Below are 17140 nucleotides of genomic sequence, written 5' to 3'. Positions count from 1 at the left end.
GTTAAATATAGCACTCACCAGATACTGGGGGGTAGTATTTTATACTGGGGGGGAGTAGAATTCCGGTTCTCTATCATATTAAGAATTATTCTCATGAACGAATTTACTACTCTATTTCAACAAGGGAATGCTTGGTTTTTTATACCGAGTGCCATCTTGCTTGGCGCTTTACATGGTTTGGAGCCAGGCCATTCAAAAACAATGATGGCAGCGTTTATCATCGCGATAAAAGGCACTGTTCGGCAGGCAGTCATGTTGGGGTTGGCTGCCACGTTCTCCCACACGGCTATTGTATGGCTCATTGCTTTTGGTGGAATGTATGTCAGCCAGAAATTTACGGCACAAGCGGTTGAACCGTGGCTACAGTTACTGTCTGGCGCGATTATTTTAGGTACTGCATTTTGGATGTTTTGGCGAACATGGCGAGGAGAACGAAATTGGCTTGAAAAGATGCATGCTGATGACAATCATACGCATAATGAAGCGCAACAAATAAATACCAATAATGGGGAGGTGGAGCTGTCCATCCATGAAGAAAACCACGTTGCCCGTTTTAGATTTAAGCAAATAACAGGACATGCTGACTTTGCTGAGAATATTTCAGCGATCGTTGATAGAGGAAATGGTGAGCAAGAAATATATCGATTTACTCATAAAAATGGATGGGCTGAGTCAGAAAGTGAAATTCCAGAACCACATGGATTTTCAGTCATATTAAAGCTAGGCATTGCAGGAGATATTAGAGAATATCAAACTTATTTCCATGACCATGACCATGACCATGACCATGACCATGACCATGACCATGACCATGACCATGACCATGACCATCAATTCAAAGGTTTAAATAAAGACTCTAAAGAGTATCAAGATGCTCATGCGCTGGCTCATGCAAACGATATTAAAAAACGCTTCACAAGTAATAAAGTAACTAACTGGCAAATTTTATTATTTGGCCTTACCGGTGGATTAATGCCTTGCCCTGCGGCAATTACTATTCTTCTTATCTGCATCCAATTAAAAGCATTAACCTTAGGCGCAACACTGGTTGTTTGTTTTAGTATTGGCTTGGCGCTGACGTTAGTCACTGTCGGTGTGGGCGCGGCGGTTGGTGTTAGAGAGGCACAAAAACGATGGCGCGGGTTTAACCGATTAGCGCAAAAAGCGCCCTATTTTTCTAGCGCTCTGATCGCGGTCGTTGGGATATATATGGGGATTCATGGCTATATAGGGCTTCTTGGATAGCCGAAAGCTAGATGATGCGTGATGCATTTACGCTAACTCATAAAATGGTATATGATATGCATCATATAGATAGGTAGCCCTGCGTTCTTAAGGTGCAGAGGTGAAATTCATATGAGGTCGAAATATGCAGCGCATCATTATTCCTACAAACTATATCCATACCCGCACAACGCCATTGTGGACCAAGGAAACCGCTCCAGCATCTATCTGGAAGCGCCACCTAGACGCGGGCACACGGCAAGGCGTTTATCCACGTTTATGTGTGATGCAGGGAACCATTCGCTACTACGGCTATGTTGATGAAACCAGCCCTGAGCCTATTGAAACGCTGACGATTGAGGCGGGGCAATTTGGTGTATTTCCACCAGAGAAGTGGCACAGAATTGAAGCGTTGTCTGATGACACTGTGTTCAATGTAGATTTTTATGTAGATCCCAAGATTTTGTTAGAAGATTAAGGCTGGTAAATATGATGACAACTGAGAATCAAGGTTACGCACTTACGCTATCTAATTGTGAGAATCATCGAAGTGCAGAAAAAATATATCTGAAACCAATGGCATTATATATTCCGGACGTTGCTGCTAGTGTGGTCGCGGAGTTAATTACGGATTTAGGTGATAAAAACAGTAATGGTGAGGCCTTCTTACTGACGGTGACTAATAAAAATAACGGTGTGTCAGTAGATAAAGAATTTTTATCTTTAACTGAGTTAGAAAATCCTGCTACGTCAGCGGATGCGGTTAAAGAACTGGTTAATATTGTCCGTGGGTATGAAACGGATGAAGATACCAATGTTTGCGGTTGGTAGAGGAAAGAATAAATTTGAACGAGCTTGAGTTTCTAGGTCAAAGGACCTGACCTGCTTGGCCTGCTATGGTTTTTCCCTGTTACCCGCGTGACGCTCATTACGTTTTCAAGAGAAAACAAGTAACTCTTTCTGAGTAAAGTTCTGATAATAAAACGTCATAATTGGACCATGATATCGGTGTGGCAAGCACTTGGTTTTTTATGGTGAATACCTTCAACTCTATTTTTTCTCTGTAATAGAGAGATAGTACATGGTTTTGTGCATAATCTAAGTGCTTTCTCTATAGTGTTATATTTTGTTTTTATCGAATGTAAAAAACAAATCCCCGATAGTCCATCCCGCTAATATAAAGTAACGTGTGTAAGTCTATTTTTATGTTTATTTATTTTCCATTTAAAATCATATGGATGATGTTTTTTTATGAGTTTTTATATGTAACTTTTCGATTAATTTAATTTTTTTGATAGATTCTGGCAATCATGTGACGTGTTTCATGCAAAATTGATTGTTAAAATACCCATTGATAGAATGTGTGAATGCTTAAGTTTGCTATTGAACGTGAAGTTATAGCTTAGGATAAATCTTTATTGTGGGGTTTCATGGATGGCATGTCTTATTTTAGTGGTTTAGCTTTGTTAATTTAAATGAACAGATAAATAATACTTCTGTGGCGTGGAATTTATAATAATTATCCCCGCGTGTTTTTAATAATTAATAGGCTTGGTATCAGCTGGATAAAATCGCGGTAGATATTTCAACGGCTATGTCGAATTTTTACTAACTGCACTCTCAACTCGTTAGGAGGTGATGGCCTATTTTATAAACTAAATAAATGTACCTTATCAGAATTACGGTGAGAACTGTATTCAAGAAATAGGAACGCTCGTTTTAGCTTATACCTATTTTTACCAAGGAGATTTGGAAAAAATTCTCCTCTCTGCTTAAAAGCATTTCACTTTTGGGTAGTATAATAATTATATAAGGAAATCACATGAGACTTACAATCTCACATGCGCTGCTTCCAGTCATCTATCTGGTTGCATTACCGCTGAATGCTGCGGATTCAATACCAGAGTCTTTCCAACCTAAAAAAGAATCGACTGTTCCTACTGACTTGAAGACTAACTCTAGTTATCAGGACTCATGGGACTATACCCAAGAGAAGTGGGGACAAAAATATCCAAATCTGCAAATCAAAGATAATAAATATCTTGCTGACCGTGACATTGTTTTACTCAATCCTGCGTTTAGCAAGCAAGTTGTAACGCTAATCAACCATTCGTACAGCGTTGGCAATACGCTGAATTCGGTGCAGCTCAATATTGGTGATGGAATCAATGAGGCGAATGGCTCAGAAGCGCTGAATACCCTCGTAAAAGGGGAGTATGTTAACAGCAGAGGCAATATTGAAACGGGGGTATTGTCTGTTAATAGCAATGGTAAAGCCTTTAATACCGTGGTTGACGCTTACGGTTCGCTTTCAGTTTCTGGCGATGGCGAAGTTTATAATTCACTAATAAAAACTGGCGGTTTACAAGTTTTAGGCACCCGTGCCTACGCGCAGGCCAATATTATCGATGGCGGTGTTCAACAGCTATCGGTCACGGGAAACGCCGTGGCTGAAGACAACATAGTCAAAAATGGTGGTCAACAGATTATTTATGCTGGCACCGCAAAGAACTCGCACATTGGTGACGGCAGCTACCAGTTGGCCAGTGGCTTAGCGCAAGACTCCGTTCTTTATAGCGGTGCGTTCCAAGAGGTCTATTCAGGCAAAGGAGAGACGCACGTTGCCGATAGCAACACTCAAGTACTGGCAGGCGCTTTTCAGCAAATTACTTCCGGTATTTCAGAAAATGCTCAGGTATATGGCACTCAAACGGTCAGCGGCGTTGATGTGACTTGGAAGGATGGTAGTTGGACATCAGATGAAGGTTCTAAAATCAGAATTAATGGCCAAACAGCTAAAAATTCAACTATCTATGCGGGTGGTAAACAGCGAATTCAGTCTGGCACTGCGGATGGTACTCAAGTCTATGGGGTGCAAACCATCAGCGGGCAAAAAGGCGGCTGGGTCGATGGTAAATGGGTCGATGCCGATGGCTATACAGGTGGCATCAGGGCTAATGCGACTAATACCACGGTTTATGCAGGCGGTTTACAGCAAATAGCATGGTATGGTGAAGCCGATCAAAACATCATTGACGGCGGAACCCAGCAGGTTGATGAGCTTGGTCATATATCGAATACCACTATTCAGAACGGTGGGGCTAGCACCATTGCCTATGGCGCTTATTCCAGCGGAGATCTGATCGTTAAAGATGGCTCGCTGAGTATGCAAGCAGGAAGCGATCATGCATGGACTGAAAACCTAGGTAAAGGCGCTTATGCAGCGAACGTGGATCTGCAAAGCGATAACGCTTATCTCTATATTCAGCACAACGATGCGACGCCAGAGTCCGTTGTAACGATCAAACAGCTAACTAATAATGGCGTGGTCAATTTTGGTGCGCAAAATGGCAGTGATAATGGGCGTTTCAGCCGGCTCGATTTAAACACGCTGAGCGGAAGCGGTACGTTCATCATGAATACTAATCTTGCTGGTGAAGAGGGGGATTTCCTCAATATCTCTGATTCGGTCAGCGGCAATTTTCATGTGCTCGTTCGTGACTCTGGCTATGAGCTGACCGGCAGTGGAGCCAATCCGTACCATCTGATATATGCTAACGGTAGTTCGGCAGATACTTTTGCTATGACTAATGGCAGCGTTGATTTAGGTGCCTACAAGTATTATCTGGTACACGGCGATGCGAGTGATAAAGATAATTGGTATCTATCCCCCACAGCCGTTAAGCCAAACCCGGAGCCCGATCCTGATCCTACCCCCGATCCAGATCCGAAGCCGGACCCAGATCCAACGCCAGATCCTGGTACTGATCCCGGCCCTGCTCCGCAACCAGAGCCGGAACCAACGCCAGAGCCAACACCAGAACCGACGCCTAATCCAGGGCCAGGTACTAAACCTGAACTCTCGGAAAGTGCAAAATCCGTTCTCGCGATGGCTAACGTAACTCCAACGATTTGGGATGCTGAGCTTTCAACGCTGCGCAGTCGTTTGGGTGAAGTGCGTAACAATCAGCAGAATGACACTGGTGTGTGGGGGAAATACATTAGTAGCCGTTACCGCATTTCAACCAGCAACGTGGGATATAACCAAGATCTGAACGGGGTCATGTTCGGAGGCGATAGAACTATTGCTTTAGACAACGCCCAGATGATAGTTGGCGGCATGGCGTCATATACCCATTCCGAGCTTGAAGCATGGAAGAGCAATGGCAAAGTCGATAGCTATAGCGTGGGGGCCTATATCACTTGGCTGCACGACAGTGGTTACTATTTGGATGGGGTGGTGAAAGCGAACCGTTTCCGTACTGAAAACAATCCGTACTTTAACGGTGGTCGAGCGCACGCGCACGATAATAGCTTTGGTGCCGGTTTCTCGCTTGAGGCCGGAAGACACATCTCATTTGATGACTATTTTGTAGAGCCTTATCTACAGGCGGCATTCTTCCGCGGCGAGCGAAGCGAATATAAGCTCGACAGCGGTATGAAGGTGAAAGCTGATGCAGCGAAGTCAGTCAAAGGTGAGTTAGGTACAACGCTTGGAAAAAACGTTACCCTTGCTAATGGCGCAACCATTCAGCCTTATATGCGTCTGGCGGTTCGACATGAGTTCATGAAGGATAATGCGGTGGTCATTAATAACACTGAACACTTCAACAATGATATGTCCGGGACCAGTGGAAAATATGGTCTAGGTATCACTACTCGTATGAACGATCGCTGGGCAGCCTATGGTGAAATCAACTATGAAATGGGTCACCATATCGAAACGCCATACAGCGGCCAGATTGGCGTCCGTTATTCATTCTAGCGTTCAAGAATAAGTCACAAACTTCCCTCTAGCCCCGCAGATTGCGGGGCTTTTTGCGATCCTGAACGGAGTATCTTGAGCACTACAATAATCATAGTATCACGGCTAAATGCTTATTTTGCGGTAACGGCCTTATCTGGTGATAACCGAAACCTTATTTGGTAGAGCTGGCCGACGCAGAACAGGAATGCAACGAACTCATTGTCACCTGTGATGGCAGTGCCTCTGTGCGATATTATTGATGTGAAAAAGTGGGGAATTAATCAGGTGGCCGGTCGCTATATTCGCTCGCATTAAAACGTGCAGCGCATCAGTATCCATGACCGGCTGAATCATTTTATGCAGGCGCACGGCGCAGAGCTGCCCGTCAAAAAATCCCCTTAAATCCCGCCCTGTTTCCAGAATTAAGCCATGCATGCGTAAGGTGCATGGTTTTGCATGCGTTTTCAGCTTCCCAACTCCCTCGCTAGCGCCAGCATTAAAGTGTTCGCGGCCTGATCCCATAACCGTGCAGCGCGAATTTAAGGTCTTATCCCTGGAAGGAGTGGTGCTGTTCAAAGGGGAAGCCAGTGATACGATCAGGTGAGAGGTAAGAAAACACCGCCTATCGGTTATTTAGATGCTGATGGGAAATTTTGAAGCTGATTACCCTGTGATCTTATCACGCTCTCACTTGGCGTATTTTGTCTTCTAGTTGACTGATTCTCTCCATCCAGCTGTATGAAAACCGCCCCATGAAGGAAGCTGTCGTGGCGGGAAAACATTGCATGCGATATATCTTTTAAATTTTAATATCTTGAAATTAAATTTAGTTTACTCGTAAAGTGCGTTTATTTATATTTAATATGCTTGAATATAATGGCGGTTTTCTCTGAAAATCTGTGAATGATTGGTTAGGGAATTGTGTGAATGAGTTTTGAGTGCTTTATATTAAGGGGCGCACAGGCCCCCCTTTTATTTTGTACTTATTTTTTTTCGAATGTTGGTTATCATGTTTTCATTTTTAAAATACCATGATGTGTAACTTTCTTCGATCATTTCAAGTGTGCTGAATTTTAGCTCAGTAAGATTGTTTTTATAATCACCATTTGAAGTTGATAGGTAATCGTAAGGTTCACTGCGAATCTTTGATAATTGTGAGGCTGTAATGAGATTAATATTTATCTTTCTCTCTAAGTGGTTGAGGTGTAATTCAATAATGGATATTTTTCCGCTGATAAAATCATCAAGTTCACTTTCCTTTAGTGTCCGTGATTTCATTTTTTCTTCAAGGGCGTCGAAAAAAACCTCAGTCAAGGACGCTATTTTGTCTTTAAGTTTTGATGTTTCAGCTCTTCTAAAGGCCCTTGTGTTTATATACGAGGAAAATAGCCATCCGAGGACGGCTATAATCGAAGAGATAATCACTGCTATATATTTAGGGTCTAAAGTGTTATCTGTTATGGGCTGTGTCATAATCAGCTTTCTCTATCCGTTCTTTTATCAAGAGTTCAAAGCTTTTTAGCTCATCATGATGGTACTCTAATTTATTATCCAGTTCTTTTTTTGTGAAATTTTCTGCTCTTATTAATCCACCGAAAGCTTCATCAATGAAGGAACGACCGTAACGGTTATATCCTGTTAAATCCACTATGACTTTGTCAAAATTTTGTAAAGCAGGTACAAGGTGTTGTTTACGAAATTTTTCACCATTACCTGGACCATCAGAAGGATAGCGACCATATGGTTTTTTATTAAAGTCATTGATTATACTGATTTTTTTAATTCTCATCTAAATCAACCTTAATGTTCCACTGTATCAATGTGCCAGGCATACGTTTGGGTAAGTCTATGGTCTCAACACTACCAGATTTTAGCTTATATAGCCCATCATTGCTATAAATCCATAGCGTTCCAATATCATTATCAGCCACAAGAGCTTTGATGCTTTTACTACCTTGACCATGCTTGCTGGAATCAGTTCCCGTGACATCGCCGACCATTGAAATGGCAATTTTCATTGCATCTGTAACTCTACCATATTTATAGCGTAATTCTCCTATGGTTACCCCCTCTTTTTCCAGTTCTGATTGAATTTTATCATAAATTTGAGGGTATGTTTGTTGCAAAATGTTCCCATACCAAGCTCGTTTCATCACTGTTTCTGGGATTCCAACACCAAGATCATAAATCGCTAAAAATAATTGATCTCCTGCGAGATCGCATTTTGCCCACCATTTTTTATCATTATTGTCATGGATATTGGGGTAAGCATGATACGAAACATTATTAATAGCTTCTTGGATAGCTCCTCCATATATGCTTTCCGTGTGTGCTGACATTTGATTGTTATATATTTTATTTTGAATGAAATCTACGATTTCATCACGGTAATCTCCACCAACTCCACTGATGACAGGTATGAAGTCACTATCAAAATCAGGTATTAAAACCCCATCTCGACATAACTTATCAAGACCGGAACGTTTTATTGTTCTTGTCGCTTTGAATTCTCGAGGAAATGAGACTATTTTAAAATTAACACCATTTTTAATGGCTAATTCAATTGCAGCATAGAGAACTAATATTGATGCAACTTTAATGTTTTTTGTTTGAGAGAAATCTAAATGCACTTTTTTTGTGATTTTTTGATCGCAGCGAGATATAGCTGACACGATATTCATCGTATCTCGATATGATGAGTCCCTATCTTTGTCTGCAGAATAGATACTGAAATTGGCAGGAAAACGAATATATTCGACATCCTTTTTCTTAGGTCCTTTTTTGCGAGGTCTGTATGGATCATAATCAATAGTTTTGCGAGCTAGCTCGTTTTTCCATCTTTTTTGAGCAATGGAAAATTGTATTTTTTCTTTAGATACAGCCACTTAGCTATCCCTTCTCAATGGTTAATACCTTTGGCAACATATTTTCCCCACCAACTCATTAACTCAATATGTTGCGCTTTGTAGGTGGAGCGATTATACGCTCTTCGTACTTCATTTTTATCAATGTTAGCCAATGCTGCTTCAACAACATCAGAATTAAAACCGGCTTCATTCATTGCTGTACTTGCAATAGATCGCAGCCCGTGTGCCACTAATTTACCACCAAATCCAATTCTTTTTAAAGCTGCGTTGGCCATCTGGCTATTCATAGGCTGCTGAGTATTATTCCTGCTCGGAAAAACATGCGCACGGTGAAAGCTAATCGATTTCATTATCTCAAGAATTTCTAATGCCGGTGGTGATAAAGGAACAATGTGCTCACACTTAGCTTTCATCCGCTCAGCTGGAATTTTCCATAACTTTGCATCGAGATCTACCTCTGCCCATCGAGTACCAGAAGCTTCTGAAGGGCGAACAAAGGTCAGGAGTTGCCACTCAATAAGGCAGTGAGTCGGAATAGACAGATTCGACATGACCAGAGAACGCATAAGCTTAGGTAATTCTTCTGGCCGTAGCGCGGGCATGTTTTGCTTTCGAGGTTTCTCAAATGCCATTTCAGCCCCTGATGCCGGGTTAGCATCAATCAGGCCGGTGTTGACTGCATAAATCATTATTTCGTTAATGCGCTGGACCAAGCGACGAACAGTCTCTAATGCGCCGCGTGCTTTGATTGGTTCTAGTGCTTCAACTAACGTTCTGGCTATGATTTCCTGAACAGGGATCTCCCCAATGGCTGGGAACACGTCTTTATCCAGAGAACGCCAAATATCCTTCGCGTAATCTGCTGTGACGCTTTTGCTTTTGAGCTGAAACCAGTTAGCGGCCACGGTTGAGAAAATACTGTCGAGGGCAATTTGATGCTGTTCCTCTGTGACCTCAGCTTGAACCTGTGGGTCGATGCCTTTGGCTAACAATGAGAGATAGTCAGCTCGTAATGCTCGGGCATCCGCAAGCGAAAGGGCAGGGAAGGAATCTAAACCAACCATCGTTCTTTTTTTGGTGGTCGGTCTTTGATACCGAAAACGCCAGAGCTTTTTTCCGGTCGTCTTAACGATGAGGAATAAACCTTTGCCGTCATGAAGCGTCAGCTCTTTATCACCAGCTTTGGCTCGTAGAACTTCGGTGTTGGTCAGGGGGCGTGTTGTCCTTGCCACTGTGACCGCTCCTTCATAAATTGGTATACGCGTTTAGGTATACATCCTACCGTATACCTAAACGTATACCAATAATCACCGGATTTAGCCGGATGTTCTCGGACAACGACAGGCACAAAAAAGCCCGCAGGGCTTGCGCCGTGCGGGCTTCTAGGACTTCATCGGATGACTCTGGTAATCACCGATGGAGAATTTGGTGCTGGCGGAGTCTGAATTGGTTTTCTAACCAATTGAATTAAATCGTTAATTTATCAATTCAACTTTTCATTGGTGCCTAAGAGGGTGCCTAAAACATTTTTGCATTATTTCGGCTCGTTTTTCATCACCTAAAAACGCTGGTTAGTAGAAGGTGGGAGTTGGTCCGGGTAATGCTTAGCGATGATGTCGTTCATCTTCTCTATTGACGCAGGGCGCTTGAACGTGAGATGAGCAATTTTCTTTTGAAAGTAGCGAATTTCGCTTTACCATTGAGCAAAAAACAAGCGTTCTGCGAGTTGGTATTGTTACTTTTACGGCTGTATTTTATTCTGCATTTGCTTCTTTAATCCTGTAGGGACGTAACATTACCAACCAGAATCTTTTGACCCCAACACAGAGTCAGCATCGCTATCTGCGGTGTCTCGGCAATGGTATAAACAAAACAGTGCTTACGCCATCAAGCCTTCGCTCCAGTAAGACTAACCCTTTCAGCAAAGTTCCCCAGCTCACCAGCACATCTGTCCGCATGTTGTTCTTCTTACCGAATGAGAAAATGTACACAAGATGCAGTATGATGAGGCATGTAGTGTGTTGTCTAGTTATGCCGCTTTTAATGTGGAGCTGAGCTTTTGAAAATCAATCATATTGAAGTTAGTAATTTTAGAAAGTACAAAGCTGCAAGGTTCAGCTTTCATCCAGAATTTACGGTTCTGATTGGCAATAACGCATCAGGGAAAACAACCATACTGGATGCCATAGCGTTGTTACTGAATACCTACTTTCAGGGATCAGGTTTGACTACCGGTGGTGGGACGTTAAAAAAAGACGATGCCCGCTATATCCATACCCGAAAAGAAGAACAAGACTTTCTTGAACCTCAGTCACCCGTCTGGTTAAAGGGGGTTGCCGCGCTTGCGGGAGAGACGTGTGAATGGGTAAGAGAAATGGGGGATCGAGGTGGAAAGGCTAAAGCTTTCACGGCTTATGGGGCACTTGAACGTGAAGGTGTTGCCAAAGGTCAAAGTCCCTCGCTGCCTATGCTGCTTTATTATGGTGCCGGACGTCTGTGGGATTTACATCGTGATAACAAAATGGATGCAACAGGTTCTCAATTGGGTGCTTATCGCTACTGCCTGGACCCCAAATCAGATCAGTATTCATTTATAAAATGGTTTATCAAACTGACGATGACAGAACTGCAGCGCAAAACACCAGTACCTGCATTACGTGCTGTTGAAAGAGCTGTTTTGCAATGTGCTCCGGGTGCAAAATCCTTTTATTACGACGTAGGCTCAGAGACTATCTTAATAGAACTCAAAAAGGAAGGATTGGTTCGATTTAGCGATTTGAGTGACGGATACCGTAATATGGTTGCTATGATCGCAGATATTGCACACCGGTGTGCCCGATTAAACCCTCAGATGGGGGAAAATGTTACTTTCGAAACGAAGGGTATCATTCTCATTGATGAACTCGATCTTCATTTGCATCCTAAGTGGCAAAGACGTGTCGTACCCGATTTACGTAAAACATTCCCCAACATCCAGTTTATTACGACTAGTCATTCGCCCTTCATTATCCAGTCGATGAACCCGGGGGAAATTATTGATCTTGATAACATACTAGCAGATGAACAACCTCAGTCTGTTCCAGAAGGTATTGCTTCACCAGCACCCAGTATGTCGTTCAGCGCAAAATCCATAGAAGATATTGTAGAAAATGTAATGGATGTTCCGCTACCCCAGCGTAGTCAGCGTTATCAAGAAATGCATGATGTTGCAGTAAAATATTACCAGCTACTTGAACAAGGTCAAAATGCTGAAGGGGCAGAGGTTCTTCGTCTTAAGGATGAGCTGGATGCGCTGTCTGCACCCTTTAGTGATAACGTTGCATATCATGCCTTTCTGGAGATGGAACGAGCAGCAGCGGGCCTAGGCAGGTCTCGTGGAGAAGATGAATAATGCGACCAATCGAACGAGGAGGATGCCCGGTTGATAATAATCAGCAGAAAATCGTTTTTTCGCATTATTCTGATGCAAGAGGAGAACTGATTAAAAGAATGGGGCAGTATTGTTCCTACTGTGAAATGAAGCTAGATGCCTCACTGGCCGTTGAACATGTACAGCCAAAAAAAGCCCGTGGCAGTAATGTGGTGAATCAAACACTGTTACTGGACTGGGAGAATTTTTTACTCGCATGCACTAACTGTAATTCGACAAAAGGTAATAAGCCAGTTGTCCTAACGGATTATGTTTGGCCTGATACAGATAATACCTTCAGAGCGTTTGTCTATTCTACTGGTGGAATCATCTCAGCAGCCCCAGGACCAGTGCACCAGGAAGCTAAAAATATGATTGCTTTGGTCGGGCTCGATAAAAAACCCGATACCGCGGATGCTTCCGATAGGCGATGGTCTAACAGACTTGAAACTTGGGGCATGGCTGAACGCGCCAGAACGCGCTTGATAAATCGCGACTCTATTGAACTTCGTGAAACAATAGCGGAACATGCCTATTCCCAAGGATACTGGAGTATCTGGATGACGGTATTCAGTCATGATAGTGATATGCTGCGAAGGATAATCGCGCAATATATGGGAACAAGTGCTTTGTGCTTCAATAATACTGGGATGGCTCTTCCCAGGCCACAAGGGAAATGCTGATGAGGCCAATTACTAATATGCTGCGGAATGACCGACTCGACACAGAACGATGTATTTAGCTGCAATCTGACTGCTTTTCCAGCAGGTACACAATCAGTGTTTTTCAGTGCGCTTTGGGTAAAAGGCAGCATGATGGCGCCCACCTTGGATGAATTGCTGAGGTTGTATAATTGTGTTCTTTCGGCGGGTTCTACAGAGGTGTGAGGTAAATCCTGCTATGGATGTAACTATGCGAACCGATCGTACCGGCTTGACGCTCTGTTCGTTGAGTTCAATAGTGACGCAGTGCTGCTAGCGTGGATTCAGTTCACAAGAAGTCAACATTAATTCCATTTGGCTGGCTAGGTGTGAGAATGTTTCATTCAATTCAATATGTTCGGCGTCACTGAATTTACCTGTGATATTGGCCCGGTCACCCAGATATAGCGTGAAATCCCGTTGTAACCTCCATGTAAAGTTACTTCTCATCGGGCTTCTCCTTTATTGTCAGTACAGGGGGACACTCATCAGACAGGCATAGGGCCCATAGTGGTCCTGGCGGCGTTCGGTGCTCACCGCCAGTACTCCGGGAATGTCAGGAACTACCTAATCGGTGTAATGACAAACACCTCAAAGCAGACCATGTTCAGCGAACGACAATATCTGCGTACCACCGACGATAAGGTGGTCAGGCACACGGATATCAACGAGCTGAAGCGCCTGTACCAGACGCTGCGTTATGGTCTTATCTGCCTGGCTGGGGGTAGTGTCGCCGGAGGGATGGTTATGCGCCAATATTACCGCCGCCGCATTGAAGTACAGGGCGCTTTTGACCACCTCACGAGGATGTACCTCGGTACTGCTAATAGAACCGGCAAACAGGGTTTCGTGGGCAATCAACCGGTTCTGCTGGTTCAGATACAGCACCATAAACTCTTCGCGCTCCAGTCCCGCCATTTTCAGTTTCAGCCAGTCACGGGCAGCCTGAGTGGAAGTGAATGCTACGCCTGTTTCGCGCAGGTGTCGGTCAAGCAGCGTTAAGGCGCGTTTTACCGTGCGTTGTGCTGTTAGTGGTAGTACCGGAGTCAGTGGGATAAGTGACTGTTCCATCATGAGTATCCTTAATCAATAATGCGCAGAATGGCGCTGGATTCAGGGTGCTGCAGGGCATAGTCCCGCAAGCGATAATAGTGTGCGGTCATTGCGTCACATTCTGTACGACAGGCGTGATGGCTGTATTCAATCAGGCAAACAGCGATACCTGCGGCTTCTGCGCTCATTTCCGCACCATTGCCGTTCATGCCGTTGTGCAGATGCCATTTATCGTCACTGTCAGCATCAGGGGCCATAAACGCGCCGCCATTGCTGAGGGTGTAAAAGGACCAGATACCACCGCTGTAATCCGCGCAGAAGCGGCCCATCCAGGCGAAAATATGCGGCTCCAGGGTTATCCACTGCGGGATAGCGCCAAAGTGCTGCGGCCAGAAGCAGATACGCTGTTCGTCAGGAACCTGCGTTACGGTCAGTTCAAATTCGGGTTCGTTAGCAGATGCAAGGTTGTTTTGTGTCGCTGTTGTCATGGGTATGTCTCCATTAATAAAAAACGCCAGCGGCGATGGCTGGCGTATGGGGTAATAAAGTGGGTTCGGGAAGGTTAAATATTGGTGGTAAATGATTCAGGGTCAGCGGGTGAAAGTGTCAGTGCGGATGCCTGTCCTGCGAATAAAGCGGTTAAGACCTTCACCGGCATCCGGCTCAAAGTTCCATGCCCGCCAGACCATCCGGCCTTCGGCGTCGCGGACCACCAGGCGGAAGTGACTGCCCTGGTCGTCTTCAATGCAAACGTTGTGATAGCGACGGGTAATTGCTTCTGCCTGTTGCCGGGTGAACGGTCCTGGTGGCAGTAAGTGAGATTCAGACATTGGGTGTACCTTAAAAGCAAAAGCCCCTGACGCAGAAGCGTCAGGGGCTATGGGTGTATGCAGGTGTGGGATAATTATCAGTAACCGGTTTGTACCTTATACAGCCGCAGGGTTTTACTGCCCCGGACAATTTTCACATACAGGGCATTATCTTTCGTGCCTCGCACAAAACCGGCCTGCACATCGCCCTTACAGTCACCACCGTCGTAAGGGATGTTAAGTCCGGTGTTAAATACCAGGTCAATAATCCCGAAGCTTAAGTCCTCACAGGCCGGGCCCGGCAGGTCCTGAATCAGGGCAAATTTATGGTCGTCGCTGACACCGGTCAGTGAGCACATGGACGTATTGATGTCGTTTCCCTGGCACCAGTACTCCTGGCCGGGATTATCTTTATCCATCAGACTTGCCGGAAGCTGAGCAGCACCGGCACTGAATGCGGCAAGTGACAGAATGAGGGCGGGTACAGCAGAGGTCAGTATTTTCAGCATGGTCTTCGTCCTGAATTAATCCAGCCCGCAGTTGGGCAAAATAAGAGTGGTTGATATCGGGTGTTATCAGAAGCGCCGGTAGCGAAACAGCTCTTTGCCCTGGTAAAGTGCCACCAGGTCGTCATATTCCGGCTTCTTCTGGTTGGGCTTAAAGGTCACTACCGTGCCCGGACGGCACAGGTCTTTTACGGTGAGACCGAATTTCTTGTCCGGAGTAATGGTGAATCCCTTCGACACATCGTTGTGCATGATGGTTATCCAGCCCCACAGGCCACCTTCGCAGTCCTTAAAGGGTGCTGAACGCACCGTGACCATCCCGCCCTGACGGTCAACAGACATGGCTTCGCATTTTCCGGTAACCTGACGATGCGCATCGCACCAGAAAACATTCCCGTTGTTGTCATTGACGACTGCAGGTAGCGTCCGGTTATAGGGCTGGGCCTGAGCCCCTGCACAAAGCAGAAGGCTGCCGGTAATGCCCAGTATTTTAATCAGTGTTTTCATTACGTTGGTCCTTAACAGAGAAAGTATCAGGTAGCGGTGATTCAGGCCCAGACGGTCAGGCCCAGCATCACAAGCCATACCCAGAAGTAAGCCGGTTTCTGACCGAGGGTTTTCGCCCGACGCCACAAATAGAACGGCACCAGCCAGGCCAGTTTGCCGAACATGGTGGTATCCACTCCGGCCTTACGCAGACGTCGTTCATCGAGATACCCCAGAGCGATATTGAGCAGCAGCGTGATAAACCAGTACTGCCCACCCGAGACGGCCTCATATGCCTCGTCAAAAGACATTCCGTTCAGCCCTGCCATCCACAGCTCGAGCGCATAACCAATGAAAGGAGCAAATGCCAGCGTCCATACCACTCCGCCCGGAATGCGACTCCCCGGCAGCGCTGGTGGTATGGTGCTGTGGAGCAGCGCCGAAGCCAGCGGGGTGGCGGAGACCGGTTGCCAATCCGGCATGCCCTGTCGCCACACCAGCGTGGCAGCAGTGAGTTCACCGCGCTTAATCAGGCCAGTGATGTCGTCTTCGGTCACATTGTCGTGACGTATGCCATTTTTCTCGTAATGCCAGGTCATTGCTTTTCCTTCTTAACAGAGGTTATTAAATCAGTGTGTTGTCCGGCTTCTCCTCAGAGGGACCAGGAGACAGGACTTCACGGATGCAGCTGAAGTGCGGAAGGGCCCGGATAAAGCCCGCCTGTGTGGTTAAATGGCTGAGACGTTTTCGCGGGGTAAAAGTGGTGTTCAAAACTGTCACCGCATGGATAGTCGCCAGAGGATGCACGGTGATATGCCCGTTAAGTTCACCGGTGAGATACCAGCAGCCGTCGAGTGATATCAGGCGGTATGGGGCCAGCCCGTCACAGCGTTCTCCCTCGGCCAGCAGCAGCACCCGCTGACAGGCGGTTATGGCACTGACGAGACGGTAGAACACCAGTGAGATGGCCGGGGAAACAGACTGTGGCGGCTGCCATACCAGACACGGCATCCCTCCTGCAGTGAGCAGCATGCCCGCCAGACGCCGGTCCAGCCCCGGAAAAATATCGGCCAGTCCGGCCCGGTGAGCAAAGGTCAGCGCATCCAGCTCACCCTGTACGCCTCCACCGGCACTGCGCAGGCGGCATTGCCCCCGTCGATACTCAAGGTCGAGGTACATCAGACGTTCGCGAAAATCCCGTCGCAGGGTACGGACTGACACACCAAACTCTGCAGCCAGCCGCGCCATGTTCAGCGTTTCACCTGCAACCAGGCGGCTGATTATCAGTGACAGCCTGACAGCCAGCCGGTCATGACGGCGCTCTGCCTGTGTCATCTT

Annotated in this window: 17 protein-coding genes and 4 pseudogenes; 7 read left to right on the top strand and 14 right to left on the bottom strand. The window is 45.6% G+C overall.

The window, feature by feature from the left end:
* The first annotated feature begins 93 nt into the window (after nt 1-93).
* The 5 genes and pseudogenes from M988_RS15285 to M988_RS23385 form a co-directional block, all read left to right on the top strand.
* Nucleotides 94-1245, top strand: coding sequence for a nickel/cobalt efflux protein RcnA (locus M988_RS15285; RefSeq protein WP_064574880.1), 1152 nt, complete (start codon nt 94-96; stop codon nt 1243-1245).
* Between the two features lie 124 nt (nt 1246-1369).
* Entirely contained in the window at nt 1370-1702 is a 333-nt protein-coding gene (locus M988_RS15280) for a TehB family protein (protein ID WP_064574877.1), read from the top strand.
* Between the two features lie 14 nt (nt 1703-1716).
* Nucleotides 1717-2055, top strand: coding sequence for a DUF1869 domain-containing protein (locus M988_RS15275; protein ID WP_039187428.1), 339 nt, complete (start codon nt 1717-1719; stop codon nt 2053-2055).
* Nucleotides 2056-3046: 991 nt separating this feature from the next.
* Nucleotides 3047-5989: an autotransporter outer membrane beta-barrel domain-containing protein gene (locus tag M988_RS15270; protein ID WP_064574874.1), complete on the top strand. Its 2943-nt coding sequence runs from the start codon at nt 3047-3049 to the stop codon at nt 5987-5989.
* A 164-nt stretch (nt 5990-6153) separates the two neighbouring features.
* Nucleotides 6154-6370, top strand: a pseudogene (locus tag M988_RS23385) (phage polarity suppression protein); the annotation flags it as partial.
* Between the two features lie 573 nt (nt 6371-6943).
* Here the strand turns inward: M988_RS23385 and M988_RS15260 are convergent.
* The 5 genes and pseudogenes from M988_RS15260 to M988_RS22470 all read right to left on the bottom strand — a co-directional run.
* Complete coding sequence (locus M988_RS15260; RefSeq protein WP_064574867.1) at nt 6944-7444, bottom strand: hypothetical protein; 501 nt, start codon at nt 7442-7444, stop codon at nt 6944-6946.
* Nucleotides 7422-7760 (bottom strand): STAS-like domain-containing protein, encoded by a 339-nt coding sequence (locus tag M988_RS15255; protein WP_064574864.1) that lies wholly within the window; start codon nt 7758-7760, stop codon nt 7422-7424. Before M988_RS15255 ends, M988_RS15260 begins: the two co-directional genes overlap by 23 nt.
* A complete protein-coding gene (locus M988_RS15250; protein WP_064574862.1) occupies nt 7750-8856 on the bottom strand; it encodes a hypothetical protein in 1107 nt (368 codons plus the stop codon). Before M988_RS15250 ends, M988_RS15255 begins: the two co-directional genes overlap by 11 nt.
* A 14-nt stretch (nt 8857-8870) precedes the next feature.
* Nucleotides 8871-10070 (bottom strand): integrase domain-containing protein, encoded by a 1200-nt coding sequence (locus tag M988_RS15245; RefSeq protein WP_064574860.1) that lies wholly within the window; start codon nt 10068-10070, stop codon nt 8871-8873.
* 326 nt (nt 10071-10396) lie between these two features.
* Nucleotides 10397-10525: pseudogene (locus M988_RS22470) on the bottom strand (DUF4942 domain-containing protein); the annotation flags it as partial.
* 372 nt (nt 10526-10897) lie between these two features.
* Here M988_RS22470 and M988_RS15240 point away from each other — a divergent pair.
* A complete protein-coding gene (locus tag M988_RS15240) occupies nt 10898-12229 on the top strand; it encodes an AAA family ATPase (RefSeq protein ID WP_064574858.1) in 1332 nt (443 codons plus the stop codon).
* Entirely contained in the window at nt 12229-12930 is a 702-nt protein-coding gene (locus M988_RS15235; RefSeq protein ID WP_064574856.1) for an HNH endonuclease, read from the top strand. The genes M988_RS15240 and M988_RS15235 overlap by 1 nt, the downstream gene beginning before the upstream one ends.
* Nucleotides 12931-13120: 190 nt before the next feature.
* Here the strand turns inward: M988_RS15235 and M988_RS23380 are convergent.
* The 9 genes and pseudogenes from M988_RS23380 to M988_RS15195 form a co-directional block, all read right to left on the bottom strand.
* Nucleotides 13121-13398 (bottom strand): annotated as a pseudogene (locus M988_RS23380) (type IV toxin-antitoxin system YeeU family antitoxin).
* Nucleotides 13399-13416: 18 nt separating this feature from the next.
* A pseudogene (locus tag M988_RS22890) lies at nt 13417-13536 on the bottom strand (DUF987 family protein); the annotation flags it as partial.
* A 3-nt stretch (nt 13537-13539) separates the two neighbouring features.
* Nucleotides 13540-14022 (bottom strand): JAB domain-containing protein, encoded by a 483-nt coding sequence (locus tag M988_RS15225; protein ID WP_064574854.1) that lies wholly within the window; start codon nt 14020-14022, stop codon nt 13540-13542.
* 8 nt (nt 14023-14030) lie between these two features.
* Complete coding sequence (locus M988_RS15220) at nt 14031-14489, bottom strand: antirestriction protein (RefSeq protein WP_064574852.1); 459 nt, start codon at nt 14487-14489, stop codon at nt 14031-14033.
* A gap of 102 nt (nt 14490-14591) precedes the next feature.
* Nucleotides 14592-14831, bottom strand: a complete 240-nt coding sequence (locus tag M988_RS15215; RefSeq protein WP_057056085.1) for a DUF905 domain-containing protein — start codon at nt 14829-14831, stop codon at nt 14592-14594.
* A 77-nt stretch (nt 14832-14908) separates the two neighbouring features.
* Complete coding sequence (locus M988_RS15210; RefSeq protein ID WP_064574849.1) at nt 14909-15319, bottom strand: hypothetical protein; 411 nt, start codon at nt 15317-15319, stop codon at nt 14909-14911.
* Between the two features lie 66 nt (nt 15320-15385).
* Nucleotides 15386-15823 (bottom strand): hypothetical protein, encoded by a 438-nt coding sequence (locus tag M988_RS15205; RefSeq protein ID WP_064574847.1) that lies wholly within the window; start codon nt 15821-15823, stop codon nt 15386-15388.
* 41 nt (nt 15824-15864) lie between these two features.
* Entirely contained in the window at nt 15865-16401 is a 537-nt protein-coding gene (locus M988_RS15200; protein ID WP_064574845.1) for a DUF4339 domain-containing protein, read from the bottom strand.
* A 25-nt stretch (nt 16402-16426) separates the two neighbouring features.
* Complete coding sequence (locus M988_RS15195) at nt 16427-17137, bottom strand: DeoR family transcriptional regulator (protein WP_064574948.1); 711 nt, start codon at nt 17135-17137, stop codon at nt 16427-16429.
* Between the last annotated feature and the right edge of the window lie 3 nt (nt 17138-17140).

The organism is Hafnia paralvei ATCC 29927 (genome assembly GCF_001655005.1).
Lineage (GTDB): Bacteria > Pseudomonadota > Gammaproteobacteria > Enterobacterales > Enterobacteriaceae > Hafnia > Hafnia paralvei.
The sequence above is the reverse complement of the archived record's forward strand: the minus strand, read 5'-3'. Positions and strand labels throughout refer to the sequence as shown.